12 protein-coding genes are annotated in these 13618 nt (G+C 66.9%); 10 read left to right on the forward strand and 2 right to left on the reverse strand.

Annotated elements, in window-relative coordinates:
• Positions 1-104: 104 nt before the first annotated feature.
• Entirely contained in the window at positions 105-1520 is a 1416-nt protein-coding gene (locus tag WKR98_RS24190; protein ID WP_341434879.1) for a flagellin N-terminal helical domain-containing protein, read from the reverse strand.
• Between the two features lie 257 nt (positions 1521-1777).
• Positions 1778-2938, reverse strand: a complete 1161-nt coding sequence (locus WKR98_RS24195; protein ID WP_341434880.1) for a sensor histidine kinase — start codon at positions 2936-2938, stop codon at positions 1778-1780.
• A 286-nt stretch (positions 2939-3224) separates the two neighbouring features.
• On the opposite strand from WKR98_RS24195, the gene flhD reads away from it, so the two are divergent.
• The 10 genes from flhD (at position 3225) to flhA (ending at position 13599) form a co-directional block, all read left to right on the forward strand.
• Positions 3225-3539: a flagellar transcriptional regulator FlhD gene (gene flhD / locus WKR98_RS24200; protein ID WP_087841533.1), complete on the forward strand. Its 315-nt coding sequence runs from the start codon at positions 3225-3227 to the stop codon at positions 3537-3539.
• A gap of 36 nt (positions 3540-3575) precedes the next feature.
• The gene (gene flhC, locus WKR98_RS24205; protein WP_124690228.1) at positions 3576-4130 is read left to right on the forward strand and encodes a flagellar transcriptional regulator FlhC; all 555 of its coding nucleotides are present in this window, start codon (positions 3576-3578) and stop codon (positions 4128-4130) included.
• A 249-nt stretch (positions 4131-4379) separates the two neighbouring features.
• Positions 4380-5240 carry a flagellar motor stator protein MotA gene (motA, locus tag WKR98_RS24210; protein ID WP_124690227.1) on the forward strand — a complete coding sequence of 287 codons (861 nt, stop codon included), beginning with the start codon at positions 4380-4382 and terminating at the stop codon, positions 5238-5240.
• A gap of 23 nt (positions 5241-5263) precedes the next feature.
• The gene (motB, locus tag WKR98_RS24215; RefSeq protein ID WP_341434881.1) at positions 5264-6172 is read left to right on the forward strand and encodes a flagellar motor protein MotB; all 909 of its coding nucleotides are present in this window, start codon (positions 5264-5266) and stop codon (positions 6170-6172) included.
• Positions 6173-6211: 39 nt separating this feature from the next.
• Positions 6212-7174: a chemotaxis protein gene (locus WKR98_RS24220; protein WP_124690225.1), complete on the forward strand. Its 963-nt coding sequence runs from the start codon at positions 6212-6214 to the stop codon at positions 7172-7174.
• Positions 7164-7559 carry a chemotaxis response regulator CheY gene (cheY, locus tag WKR98_RS24225; protein WP_087841488.1) on the forward strand — a complete coding sequence of 132 codons (396 nt, stop codon included), beginning with the start codon at positions 7164-7166 and terminating at the stop codon, positions 7557-7559. Before WKR98_RS24220 ends, cheY begins: the two co-directional genes overlap by 11 nt.
• On the forward strand, positions 7559-8311 hold the full coding sequence (locus WKR98_RS24230; RefSeq protein WP_124690224.1) for a protein phosphatase CheZ: 753 nt from the start codon (positions 7559-7561) through the stop codon (positions 8309-8311). The genes cheY and WKR98_RS24230 overlap by 1 nt, the downstream gene beginning before the upstream one ends.
• A 12-nt stretch (positions 8312-8323) precedes the next feature.
• Positions 8324-10153, forward strand: a complete 1830-nt coding sequence (locus WKR98_RS24235; protein WP_124690223.1) for a chemotaxis protein CheA — start codon at positions 8324-8326, stop codon at positions 10151-10153.
• A gap of 192 nt (positions 10154-10345) precedes the next feature.
• On the forward strand, positions 10346-11515 hold the full coding sequence (gene flhB, locus WKR98_RS24240; protein ID WP_161567860.1) for a flagellar biosynthesis protein FlhB: 1170 nt from the start codon (positions 10346-10348) through the stop codon (positions 11513-11515).
• On the forward strand, positions 11512-13599 hold the full coding sequence (flhA, locus tag WKR98_RS24245; RefSeq protein ID WP_341434882.1) for a flagellar biosynthesis protein FlhA: 2088 nt from the start codon (positions 11512-11514) through the stop codon (positions 13597-13599). The genes flhB and flhA overlap by 4 nt, the downstream gene beginning before the upstream one ends.
• Positions 13600-13618 lie beyond the last annotated feature (19 nt).

Below are 13618 nucleotides of genomic sequence, written 5' to 3' on the forward strand. Positions count from 1 at the left end.
AAGGGAAACTTGAGTAGGAGTGGCATGGCAAAAAAATCCCCACCCGGCGCAAGGCGGGGTGGGGAAGATCCGCCGGAAGGACGCCGGCGGAAATGCCGCAATGCTTAGCCGCGGAGCAGCGTCAGCACGTTGTTGGGCAGCGAGTTGGCTTGCGCCAGCATTGCGGTGCCGGCCTGCTGCAGGATCTGGCCGCGGGTGAGCGAGGCGGTTTCCGAGGCGAAGTCGGCGTCCTGGATGCGGCTGCGCGACGAGGACAGGTTCTCCGAGGTGGTTTCCAGGCTGGAGACGACCGAGGTGAAGCGGTTCTGGATCGCGCCCAGCGAGGCACGCGCGTCGCTGACGGTGGACAGGGCGGCGTCCAGGGCGGACAGGGCGTTGGAGGCGCCGGCGACGGTCGAGATGTCGATAGCGTTCAGCGCGGTGCCGGTCTGGGTGATCGTGCCGGTCAGTGCGAAGGCGCCGGTGCTGCTGATCGAGCCGGTCACGCCGGTGGGGGCCTTGTACGAGACGTTCAGCGAAGCGCCCGTGGTGCCGGCGGCGGCCAGGCCGAAGTCGGACAGCGTGGTGGCGACGGCGGTGCCCAGCGTCAGGGCGCCGATCGTGACGTTGCGGCCGTCGGCGGCTTCGAGCTTCAGGCCCGAGCCGGTGTCGGTGGCGCGCACGCCGGTGGTGGCCGATTGCGCGTTGATCGCGGTCAGGGCGTTTTCGCGGTTGGTCGCGGCGTTGGTGGTGGCGGTCAGGTTGATCGTCAGGCCGTTCAGCGTGAAGCTGGCGGTGCCGGCGGTCGAGGTCGTGACGGTCGACGTGCCCGTGACTTCCGTGGCGTTCGCGGTGACGTTCAGGCCGGCGATGCCCTGGGTGTTCAGCGCGTTGGCGATGGCCTTGGCGTCGTTGGCGATGCTGCCGAGGTCGAACGTGCCGGCCGAGCCGATGGTGACGGTCTGCGCCGCGGCGGTGTCGCTGGCGGTGCCGATCGACAGGTTGGTCGCGTTGAAGCCGTTGTACTGGCCCAGCGTCGAGGCCTTGGCGTCGGCGATGTTGCTGATGGTGATGGTCTGACCGGCATTGGCGCCGACCTGGAACTTCTGGGCGGCGAACGAGCCGTCCAGCAGCTTGGTGCCGTTGAAGTCGGTGTCGCGGGCGACGCGGTCGATTTCGGCGGTCAGCTCGGCCACTTCCTTCTGCAGCGAGGCGCGGTCGTCGGCCGAGTTGGTCGAGTTGGCCGACTGCACGGCCAGCGTGCGGATGCGCTGCAGGTTGGTGCCGATCTGGCTCAGCGCGCCTTCGGCGGTCTGCGCCAGCGAGATGCCGTCGTTGGCGTTGCGCACGGCCTGGTTCAGGCCGTTGATCTGCGTGCTCATGCGCTCGGAAATGGCCAGGCCGGCGGCGTCGTCCTTGGCGCTGTTGATGCGCAGGCCGGTCGACAGGCGCTGCAGGGCGGTGTTGACGGCGCTCTGCGAGCTGTTCAGGTTGCGCTGCGCGTTCAGCGAAGCGATGTTGGTGTTGATGACTTGTGCCATGACCTATCTCCGTGAGGGTGAGTCATATGGTGTTTCAGGAGGGGCCCTGGGGGCCCGACGATGCATCCGCGGCTGGAGGTCCTTCCGCAATTGCGCCAGGGCCATCGCAGGCTGCATGCAGTGCCGGCGTGGCCGCGTTGAGGCAATTAACGGGGTGGTGATTTGAAAACTTTAGGCGGGGAAGGCGGCGGGATGGAAAAAAATACCGCTAAAGTTTCGCCGCGACGGTCCGATTGCGGGCGCCGCCGGGTGGGGTTTCAGGCCGGCGTTTCCAGCGTGAAGTAGAAGGTCGCGCCCTGTCCGGGCGCGCTTTCGGCCCAGATCTGTCCGCCGTGGCGGTTGATGATGCGGCGGACGGTGGCCAGGCCGATGCCCGTGCCGGGAAAGTCGCTGGCGCGATGGAAGCGCTGGAAGGCGCCGAACATGCGTTCGGCGTTCTGCGAATCGAAGCCGGCGCCGTTGTCGCGCACGAAATAGATGGTGCTGTTGCCGCGCAGCAGGCTGCCGAACTGGATGTGCGCCCCGGCGCGTCCGCCGGTGAATTTCCACGCATTGCCCAGCAGGTTGTCCAGCACGATGCGCATCAGTCCGGCATCGCATTCGGCCAGGGCGGAGGTGGGGAGTTCCTCCTCGACCTGGCGGTCGGGCTGGCTGTGGCGCAGGTCGGCCAGGACCTCGCGCGCGAGGGCCGCCAGGTCCACCTGGCCCTTGAGCAGGCTGCTCTGGTTGATGCGGGCCAGTTGCAGCAGGTCGCCGATCAGCGCTTCCATGCGCTGCGCGTTGTCCACGATGTGCCGCAGGTACGTGGTGTCGGCCTCGTCCGGCCGGCTGGCCAGCCCGCGCTCGAGCAGCCCGGCGAAGCCCGCGATCTGCCGCAGCGGCGCGCGCAGGTCATGCGAGACCGAGTACGAGAAGGCTTCCAGTTCCTCGTTGATCACGCTTAGCAGATGGGTGCGCTGGGCGACCCGCTTCTCCAGTTCGTTCTGGATGCGGCGGGCGCTTTCCTGTTGTTCCATGTGCTGCGTGACGTCCTGCGCATAGCCGGAAACGGCGATGGGTTCGCCTTCGTCGTTGCACAGGCAGCTCATCTGGATCTCGAACCAGCGCGGTTCGCCGTTCACGGTCCAGATCTGCTCGAAGCGCTTGCGAGCGCGCGACTCGAGCAATTGCCGATGGCGCAGCGCGTGTACGCGCGCGATCGACGGGGGCATGAGTTCTTCCATGGCCCGGCCCAGGCAGTCGGCGGCCCGGGGGAGGCCGAGCAGGTCGGCGTAGGCCTGGGAGACGTATCGATACCGGCCGTCCCGGTCCACGACCCAGGTGGCTACGGGCAGCGATTCCAGCGCGGCTTCCAGCAATTCATGGTCGTTTCCGGCCCAGGGTGCTGCCTGCTGGATGGGTGGAATCGCATTTCGCATTTGCGTGTTCAAATGAAACAAGTGATACAGAATTTGTAAGAAAAATTCTTACACGCGAAGTTTACCTAAGCAGACGCGAATTCCAGCGGGGTTCCAATGTCAATTTGGTAACAAGTGTCCAATAATTTACATATTGAATTGGTCCCTGTGCCAGAGGAAAAGACTGGCCGGGGTGCTCTGTCTTTACCTCCCGTTTTACGGGGTTACCCTGAAAGGAATCGCGATGGTCCAAGTTTGCGACGTGGTCGATGTGGATGTGTCGGCTCCCGGGGCCGAATCTTCCCCCATGTCCCGGCTGAGTGAAGAGATCCGCGATGCCAATCTGACCTACCTGATGCTGGCCCAGCAGATGTTGCGCGTCGATCGCAGCGAGGCGCTCTACCGCCTGGGCATCACCAGCGAGGTGGCCGACATCCTTTCGTCATTGACCACGGCCCAGTTGCTGAAGATCGCCGGCTCGAGCATGCTGCTCGCCCGGTTCCGCTTCGATGACTCGCTGGTCTGGAACCTGCTGTCTTCGCCCAAGCGCGACGATGTTTCCCCCCGCATCCACGCCGCCATCCTGATGGCCGGACGCACCGCCGCGATGGCCGCTTCCTGAGCCGCGTCATGTCCTGCTGCAGTATCAGGAGGCCGCATGGTCCGCGCTAAAAGCGTCCTGTCCGAGGCGCGCCAGATCGAGATTGCCTCCGAATTGATCCGCCTCGATGCCCGCTTGCAGGTGCTCGAGGCGGAAGTGCAGCTGTCGCGCGAGCGCCTCCTGCGCCTGTACCGCGAGATCCGCGGAAAATCGCCGCCCAAGGGCATGCTGCCGTTCTCCACCGACTGGTTCATGACCTGGCAGCCCAACGTCCATGCCTCGCTGTTCATGAACATCCACCGCCATCAGGTGGGCCTGGACGATGCGACGGCGGTCGAGGCGCTGATCCGCGCCTACCGCCTGTACCGGGAGCAGATCGGCCAACTGGGCCTGCCCGAGGTCCTGTCGATCACGCGGGCATGGCGCCTGACGCGGTTCTTCGACGCCGGCATGCTGGGCATGACGGCTTGCACCTGTTGCGGCGGCCAATTCGTCACTCATACCTTCGAGCTGGCCCACCAGTACGTCTGCGGGCTTTGCCACATGCCGTCCCGCGCCGGCAAGACCCGGCGTCCGGCCAATGCGGAAGTCGCCAAGGCGGCCCCCCGCTGATGCCGGACCCGGGAGCTTCCGCTCTCAAGTTTTGTTTTCGCCGGCCGAAAACCCGTTCATGGCTTCGCGCAATGTGCCAACGAAGCCCGATTGCCCCACGCTAGTCAGTCCCCCAGATTCCTGGCCCGGCAAGGCTCCCGATGCCCGCATCGACCCTGCCCAGACCCAGGATGCGGTGGATCCGGCTCCGCCGGTCCACCCGCATCGCCCCCTGGGGGGCGCGCGAAGCGCGTAGGGGGGGACATCTACATGCTCGTCATCATCGGCTACATCATTGTTGGGGCGTCCGTGCTGGGCGGATATGCCATGCATGGCGGCTCGCTGGGCGCGCTGTTCCAGCCGTTCGAACTGATCATCATCGCCGGCGCGGCGCTGGGCGCCTTCGTCTGCGGCAATTCCAGCAAGGTGGTGCGGGCGACCTTGCGGGCCTTGCCGACCACGCTGCACGGTTCGCGCTTCACCAAGCAGCGCTACCTCGACCTGCTGGCGCTGCTGTACGAGATCCTGAACCGCGTGCGGCGCGAGGGCCTGATGTCCATCGAGGCCGACGTCGAGGAGCCGCACAACAGTCCGCTGTTCCAGAAGTATCCCGCGCTGCTGGCCGACGAACACCTGGTCGAGTTCGTGACCGACTACCTGCGGCTGATGGTCAGCGGCAACCTGAATCCGCTGGAGCTGGAAGCCCTGATGGACCAGGAAATCGATACCCATCACCAGGAAGCCAGCGTGCCGGCGCACGCCATCCAGCGCATCGCCGACGGACTGCCGGCCTTCGGCATCGTCGCCGCGGTCATGGGCGTGGTCAACGTGATGGGGTCGGTGGGCGAGCCGCCAGCCGTGCTGGGCGCCAAGATCGGGGCGGCGCTGGTCGGCACCTTCGTCGGCATCCTGCTCGCCTACGGCATTGTCGGTCCGCTGGCCTCGGTGCTGGAGCAGAAGGTAAGCGAAAGCAGCAAGCAACTCGAATGCATCAAGGTCGCCCTGCTGGCGAGCCTGAACGGCTATGCGCCGGCGCTGGCCGTGGAGTTCGGCCGCAAGGTGCTGTTCTCGACCGAGCGTCCCACGTTCGGCGAGCTGGAAGACACGGTGCGGGGCAAGTCCGCGGCGTGACGGCACGGTAGGGAGTCGCGATCATGGCAGGCAAGGACGGCGCAGCGCCGATCATCATCAGGCGGTCCCGCAAACGGGCCGGCAAGTCCCATGGCGCGGGCATGTGGAAGATCGCCTATGCCGACTTCGTCACCGCCATGATGGCCTTCTTCCTGTTGATGTGGCTGCTGACGACCTCGGCCCAGGCCGACCTGGAAGGCATCTCCGAATATTTCCGTACGCCGCTGCGCGTGGCGGTCACGTCGGGCAGCGTGGCGGGGGATCCGGTCAGCGTGTTGACGGGCGGCCAGCACATGAGCCCCCGCATCACGCCCCAGCGCCGCGCCAGCGACGCGGAGCAGGAAGCGCGCGAGCGCCGCAAGCTCGAAGGCCTGAAGTCGGAACTCGAGAGCCTGATCTTCACGCAGCCCACGCTGACGCAGTTCAAGGACCAGATCCTGCTGGACTTCACCGATGAAGGATTGCGAATCCAGATCGTGGACGAGAAGAACCGGCCCATGTTCGATACCGGCAAGACCGTGCTCAAGGACTACAGCCGCGTCATCCTGGATGAGCTGGCCCGCGTGCTGAACGGCGTCGAGAACAAGATCTCGATTTCCGGCCACACCGATTCGACGCCGTATGCCGGCGGCAATGGCGGCTACAGCAACTGGGAACTGTCGGCCGACCGCGCCAACGCGGCACGGCGCGAGATGCTGACGGCCGGGATGCAGGAGGGCAAGGCGCTGCGGGTGGTGGGGCTGTCGGATTCCGTGCCGTTCAACCGCGCCGACGTGAAGGCGGCCGAGAACCGGCGCATCAGCATCGTGGTGCTGAACAAGCGCAGCGAGGAATTTCTCAAGAAAGGCGGCGTTTATGTCGATGTACCTGCCATTCCCGGCAGCTTGAACGACGGGACGCCGCTGCGGGTGTCCGCTCTCGAATCGCAATGATCACTGGGCCGGCTTGGGCCGGTCGGTATGGAGGATGCTATGGGTGCCGGTGACAATCGGTTGATGGAAATGGTGGACGAGAAGGCCCGGCTGGCCGGTTCCAACAAGATGGAGCTGCTGCTGTTCTCGCTGGGCGGCAGCGAGGTCTTCGGCATCAACGTGTTCAAGGTGCGCGAGGTCTGCGAGACGATCCCGATCACCCGGACGCCGAACGTGCCGCGCGGGGTGGAGGGCATCATTTCGCTGCGCGGCGCGATCCTGCCCGTCATCGACCTGGCCACCACCATCAACATGCAGGTCGACGCGCCGCGCACCAAGCTGCTGATCACCGAGTTCTCCAGCCACACCCAGGCTTTCCTGGTGGCCGACGTGGACCGCATCGTGCGCATCGACTGGGACAAGGTCAAGTCGCCGCAGTCCATGCCCTCGAACAACACCTCGTTCATGACGGCGCTGACCGAGCTGGCCGACGGCAAGCTGGTATCCATCCTGGATGTCGAGCAGATCCTGGCCTCGGTCATCGGCGAGGACAAGATTCCGTCCGAGATCCAGCAGGTCGACGCCGACATCAAGGCGAACGTGTTCTTCGCCGACGATTCCTCGCTGGCGCGCAAGAAGATCACGGAAGTGCTGGATCGCATGGGGCTGCCGCACCAGCACGCCACCAACGGCGCCGACGCCTGGGACAAGCTCAAGGGCATCGCGGCCCGGGCCGAGGCGGAGAAGCTGCCGCTGGACCTGATGCTGGGGCTGATCCTGGTCGACGCCGAGATGCCCGAGATGGACGGCTACGTGCTGACCCGCCATATCAAATCGGATCCCCGCTTCGCGAAGATTCCCGTCGTGATGCATTCGTCGCTGTCGTCGGTGGCCAACAAGAAGCTCGGGCAGCAGGTGGGCGTCGATGCCTATGTCGCGAAATTCCACCCCTCGGAACTGGCTAGTATGATCGCCGCTCAACTCACACACATCAAGGCCAGAAAGGGAGCAAATGAAGCCTGACGATTTGAAGTTCCTTATCGTCGACGATTTCTCGACGATGCGGCGCATCGTCCGCAATCTCTTGAAGGAACTCGGCTACAACAACGCCGACGAGGCCGAGGACGGCCAGATCGCCCTGAGCAAGCTGCGCAGCGGCCTGTTCAATTTCGTGGTCAGCGACATCAACATGCCGAACATGAACGGCTTCGAGCTGCTGCGCGAAATCCGCGCCGACGACCAGCTCAAGAAGCTGCCCGTGCTGCTGGTGACGGCCGAGGCCAAGAAGGAAGACATCGTGCTGGCCGCCCAGATCGGAGCGAACGGCTACATCGTCAAGCCCTTCACCAAGGCGACGCTGGAAGAGAAACTGACCAAGATCGTCCAGAAAATGAGCGGGAGCACGTAATGGCCCATACCGGCGATACCGAAGACCTCGAAGCGCTGTTCGACCAGATCTCGTCCGAAACCCTGGCCAGGCTCGATGCCGAACCGGCGGCCGACGCGGCTCCGGCCGTGCAGGCGGCCGAGAGCGGGGGCGAAGCGGCGTCCGAGCAGTCGCCGGAGTTCTACCAGCGGGTCGGCATGCTGACCCGGCAGCTGCACGACGCGCTGCGCGAGCTGGGCTACCACCAGAAAGTGGAGCAGGCCGTCCATTCGCTGCCCGACACGCGCCAGCGCCTGGACTACATCGCGCGGCTGACCGGCCAGGCCGCCGAGCGCGCCCTGTCCAACGTCGAGAAGGGGCAGGAGATCCAGGACGGCGTGGAGCGGGAAGGCGCGCGCCTGAGCGGACAGTGGCGCGAACTTTACGATCGCCGGCTGGGGGTCGACGACTTCAAGCAGGTGGCGGCCGACACCAGCGCGTTCCTGGACCGCGCGCAGGAAGACGCGCGCGCCACCCAGGCGCTGCTGACCGACATCATGATGGCCCAGGATTTCCATGACCTGACCGGCCAGGTCATCCAGAAGGTGCTCAAGCTCGCCCAGGACTTCGAGGACGAACTGGTCAAGCTGCTGATCGAGAGCACGCCTGCGGACAAACGCAACGCCGCGCAGAGCGAATGGATGAACGGTCCCGTCATCGATGCCTCCAGCCGCGACGACGTGGTGGCCAACCAGGCGCAGGTCGACGATCTGCTGGAAAGCCTGGGCTTTTGAGCGAGTAAACGAGTGTCAGCCTTCTCCGACATGCAGGACCTGCTTGCCGACTTCCTGACCGAGGCCTCGGACCTGCTCGACGACGTCGATATCGGCCTGGTCGAGCTGGAACAGCGCCCCGACGACGCCGGCCTGCTCAACCAGGTGTTCCGCGGCTTCCACACCGTCAAGGGCGGAGCCGGGTTCCTCGAGGCGACGCCGCTGGTGGAGCTGTGCCACCGGGGCGAGAACCTGCTGGACCTGCTGCGCGGCGGCTCGCTGCGCATCACGCCGGAAATCATGGACGTGATCCTGGCGGCGACCGGCGAGGTGCGGCGCATGTTCTCGGAAATGGAGCGCGGCGCGATGCCCGAGGCGGCACCCGCCGGGCTGCTGCTCGCGCTGGAGGCCGCGGCCAAGGGTGAGACCGTCGACACCAGCACGCTGCGGACGGAGTCCCTGCCGGCGGGCGCCGCGGCCGAGGCCGCGCGCGTGCTGGCCCATGCCGCGGCGCCCGCCGCGCAAGCCGACGGCGAACCGGACTGGCTGGGCTACTACCGCGCGGCGTTCGGCGATCCGCCCGGCATGGAGGCCGGGGCCGCCCCGGTTGTTCAGGAAGCCGGCGCGGCGGCGTCGTCGCGGCCTTATCGCCCCGAGATGCTGGCCCCCGTGGGCGGCGCGCAGGCCGTGGCCAAGGACGCGACGATACGCGTGGACACGGCGCGCTTCGACCAGATCCTGAACCTGTCGGGCGAGATCGGCCTGACCAAGAACCGCCTGTCCTGCCTGCGCGACGCGCTCCTGGGCGCCAGCCGCCGGGACGACGCGGCGGCCGAGACGCTGGATGCCGTCTTCAGCCAGTTGGACACGCTGGTTTCCGACCTGCAGTCGGCCGTCATGATGGCGCGCATGCAGCCGGTCGGCCGGGTGTTCCAGAAGTATTCCCGCCTGGCGCGCGACCTGGCCCGCCAGTTGGGCAAGGACGTGGAACTGAACATCACCGGCGGCGAGACCGAGGTCGACAAGACCATCCTGGACGAATTGAACGATCCGCTGGTGCACCTGATCCGCAACGCCGTCGATCATGGCATCGAGACCATGGTCGAGCGCCGCTCGGTGGGCAAGCCCGCGCGTGGCACGGTGCACCTGTCGGCCCGCCAGACGGGTGACTCCATCGTGATCGAGGTGTCGGACGACGGCCGCGGCATGGATCCCGACGTCATCCGCCGCAAGGCCATCGAGAAGGGCGTCATCAGCGCGGAAGACGCCGCCGTGCTGGACAATGCCCATTGCCTGCAACTGATCTTCCTGCCGGGGTTCTCCACCCGCAGCGAGGTCAGCGACCTGTCGGGGCGGGGCGTCGGCATGGACGTGGTCAAGACCAACATCGAGAAGCTCAAGGGGCAGATCGACATCCAGTCCGCGCCGGGCATGGGATCGCACATCGTGATCTCGCTGCCGCTTACGCTGGCCATCCTGCCCGTGCTGATGCTCAAGCTGGTGGACCAGCCCTACGCGATCCCGCTGTCCGTCGTGCGCGAGATCATCCCGCTGCGCCAGGAGGAAATGCACACGGTGGGCAGCAACCAGGCCCTGACCATACGCGGCGAGATCCTGCCCGTCATCGACCTGGCCGTCCTGCTCGGCCGCCAGCGCGAAGAACCGCCATCGCTGGCCGTTGTCCTGGCCTACGGCGAACGCCAGCTGATCCTGGGCGTGGATGGTTTCATCGGCCAGGACGAGGTCATGATCAAGCCGCTGGAGGGCATCCATCCCAAGGGCGTGGCCGGCGCCACCCTGTCCGGCGACGGCACGCTGGTGCTGGTCCTGGAAATGAAACAACTGCTCGAAGGGGTGTTTTGACCCCCCGGCGCCGACACACACGCCCCGGGCGGGAGTAGCGTCGCTTTCCGGTGTCTGTTTCGGGCTTTGTCCGGGCGGGCTATCGCGAATAATCCATACGCCTGCATGGCTGGGCGGCGCACGTGCGCCCGGCCGGCGTAAGGCTCCCGGAGCGCCGATAGCGCGCCGGTGTTCGTCGATATCCGGAATACCGTGGCAGATAACCAGGAAAGCGGTCAGGAAAAAACCCTGGCGCCATCCCAGCGGCGGCTGGACCAGGCCCGAGAGGAAGGGCGCGTCGCGCGTTCGCGCGACCTGTCGGGTGCCGTGGCGACCTTCGCCTGCGTGGCGGTGCTGGCCATGGCGGGGGCGGGCATCGCCGATCGCGCGATGACCTGGATGAAGACCGCGTTCACCACGGCAGCGGGCACGGCCGCCACCACGCGCGACGATGCCATGCTGCTCAAGTCGCTGAACGAGGCCCTGGCCGATGCGCTGCTGGCGATCTCCCCCATCCTGGCCGCCGGCATGGCCGCGGGCATCCTGGGTTCGATCGGCCTGGGCGGACTGGTGTTGTCCGGCAAGGCGCTGGGTCCCGATTTCAGCCGGTTGTCGCCGCTCAAGGGCTTTGGCCGCATCTTTTCCCTGGCCGGACTGGGCGAGCTGGGCAAATCCATCCTCAAGGTCCTGGTGCTGGGCGGCGTGGCCGGCCTGCTGGTCTGGCACGGCGCCCAGGGCTGGCTGGCGCTGGTCCTGCCGTCGCCGCCGCGCGCCCTGGCCGAACTGGGCGGGATGCTGTCCAATCACGCGCTGGTGCTGGCCGGCGCGCTGTTCGTGATCGCGGCGGCCGACGTGCCGCTGCAGTGGTGGAACCACCACAAGAACCTGCGCATGACCTTCGAGGAGGCCAAGCAGGAGAACAAGGAAACCGAGGGCGATCCCCATGTGAAGGGCCGTATCCGCCAGTTGCAGCGCGATCGGGCGCGCTCGCGCATGATGCAGTCGGTGCCCTCGGCCGACGTGGTGGTGACCAACCCGACCCACTATGCGGTCGCGCTGAAGTACGACGACAAGAGGATGGGGGCGCCGCGCGTGGTGGCCAAGGGGGCGGACGCGGTTGCCGCGCGGATCCGAGAGCTGGCCGGACAGCACAAGGTGGCCGTGCTGGAGAGTCCCAGGCTGGCCCGGGCCTTGTACCGCCATGCCGACATCGACCAGGAAGTCCCGGTGGCGCTGTACCGGGCCGTGGCCCAGGTGCTGGCCCACGTCTATCAGTTGCGCGACTACGTGTCCGGGCCGCCTCCCGAGCTGCAGCCGGTCGAGATCCCGGCGGGATGGGACCCGCTGGATGACGCGCCGCTGCGCCGCGGAGGCCGGGCATGAGCGGCCGCAGCCTGAAGCTGGGAGGGTTGGAGTTCAATTCGGCGCAGCTGCGCGAGCTGGGCATGCCGGCCTTCATCCTGCTCGTGCTGGGAATGATGCTGCTGCCCCTGCCGCCGCTGATGCTGGACCTGCTGTTCACCTTCAACATCGCGATCTCGCTGCTGGTGCTGATGGTGGCTACCTACACGAAGCGGCCGCTGGATTTCGCGGTCTTTCCCAGCGTGATCCTGGTCACCACGCTGCTGCGCCTGTCCCTGAACGTGGCGTCCACGCGGGTGGTGCTGCTGCACGGGCACAGCGGTCCCGACGCCGCGGGCAAGGTGATCGAGGCCTTCGGGCAGTTCCTGGTGGGCGGCAACTTCGCCGTGGGCGTGGTCGTGTTCCTGGTGCTGGTCATCATCAACTTCGTCGTGGTCACCAAGGGCGCGGGCCGCATCGCCGAGGTCTCGGCCCGCTTCACGCTGGATGCCATGCCGGGCAAGCAGATGGCAATCGACGCCGACCTGAACGCCGGGCTGATCGACGAGGCTACCGCCCGCAAGCGCCGTACCGACGTGGCGCAGGAGGCCGATTTCTACGGCGCGATGGACGGCGCCTCGAAGTTCGTGCGCGGGGATGCCATCGCCGGCATCCTGATCCTGTTCGTGAACATCATCGGCGGGCTGTTGATCGGCGTGGGCCAGCATGATCTGAGCTTCGCGGAAGCCGGACGCGCCTACGTGCTGCTGTCCATCGGCGACGGCCTGGTCGCGCAGGTGCCGGCGCTGCTGGTGTCCATCGCCGCCGGCCTGATCGTGTCCCGGGTGGGCGAGGGCGAGGACATCGGCACCGAGGTGGGCAAGCAGTTGCTCGGCACGCCGCAGGCGATCGCCCTGTCGGCCGCGATCATCGGCATGCTGGGCCTGGTGCCGGGCATGCCCAATCTGGCGTTCCTGACCCTGGCGGCGGGCCTGGGCGGGTTGTCCTGGCGCATGGCGCGGCTGCGCCGGCGCCAGGCCGAGGCGGCCGCCGCGCCCCCCGTGGTGGACGAGCCGGCCGAGGCGCAAGAGGCCAGCTGGGACGACGTCACCCAGGTCGACACGGTGGGGCTGGAGGTCGGCTACCGGCTCATCCCGCTGGTGGACAAGACCGGCGACGGCGATCTGCTGAAACGCATCAAGGCCCTGCGCAAGAAGTTCGCCCAGGACGTCGGCTTCCTGCCGGCGGCGGTGCACATCCGTGACAACCTCGAACTGCGTCCCGGGGGCTACCGCATCACCCTCAAGGGCGTGGCGATCGGCGAGGGCGAGGTGCAGACCGGCGGCTTCCTGGCCATCAATCCGGGCCGCGTGACGCGCGAGATCCCGGGCTCGCCCACGCGGGACCCGGCGTTCGGGCTGCCGGCGCTGTGGATCGAGGCCACGGCGCGCGAGGCGGCGCAGGCGGCCGGCTATACCGTGGTCGACATCGGTACGGTCATCGCCACCCATCTTTCCCATCTCCTGCACAACCATGCGGCGGATCTGCTGGGCCGCGCCGAGCTGCAGGCGCTGTGCGACCACTTCACGCGCGGCACGCCCAAGCTGCTGGAAGACCTGGTGCCCAAGCTGATCTCGATGGCCACGCTGCAACGGGTCCTGCAATCGCTGCTGGACGAAGGGGTGCACATCCGCGACTTCGGCACCATCGTCGAGACCTTGTCCGAGCACGCGGTCCATACCCAGGATCCGGTCGAGCTGGTGGGGGCCGTGCGGGTCGCGCTGGGGCGCGCCATCACCCAGGGCATCTTCGGCGCCAACGGCGAAGTCGACGTGCTGGCGCTGGATCCCGAGCTGGAACGCATACTCCAGACCATCAGCTCCAAGGCCGGCGAGATCGGCGCCATCGAGCCGGGCCTGGCCGAGCGCCTGCTGAGCGAAGCCGCGGCCGCGGTCGAGAAGATGGATGCCGTGGGCAAGCCCGCCGCGCTGCTCGTGCCCGACCGCCTGCGCCTGGCGCTGGCGCGCTTCTTCCGCCGTTCCGTGCCGCGCCTGAAGGTGCTGGCGCATTCCGAGATTCCCGAATCCCGCCTGATCCGCGTCGCGTTGACGCTGGGAGGGCGTTGAGCATGTCCATCCTTTCTAG

The sequence above is a fragment of the Pigmentiphaga sp. YJ18 genome (assembly GCF_038066655.1).
In the GTDB taxonomy this organism is placed as follows: domain Bacteria; phylum Pseudomonadota; class Gammaproteobacteria; order Burkholderiales; family Burkholderiaceae_B; genus Pigmentiphaga.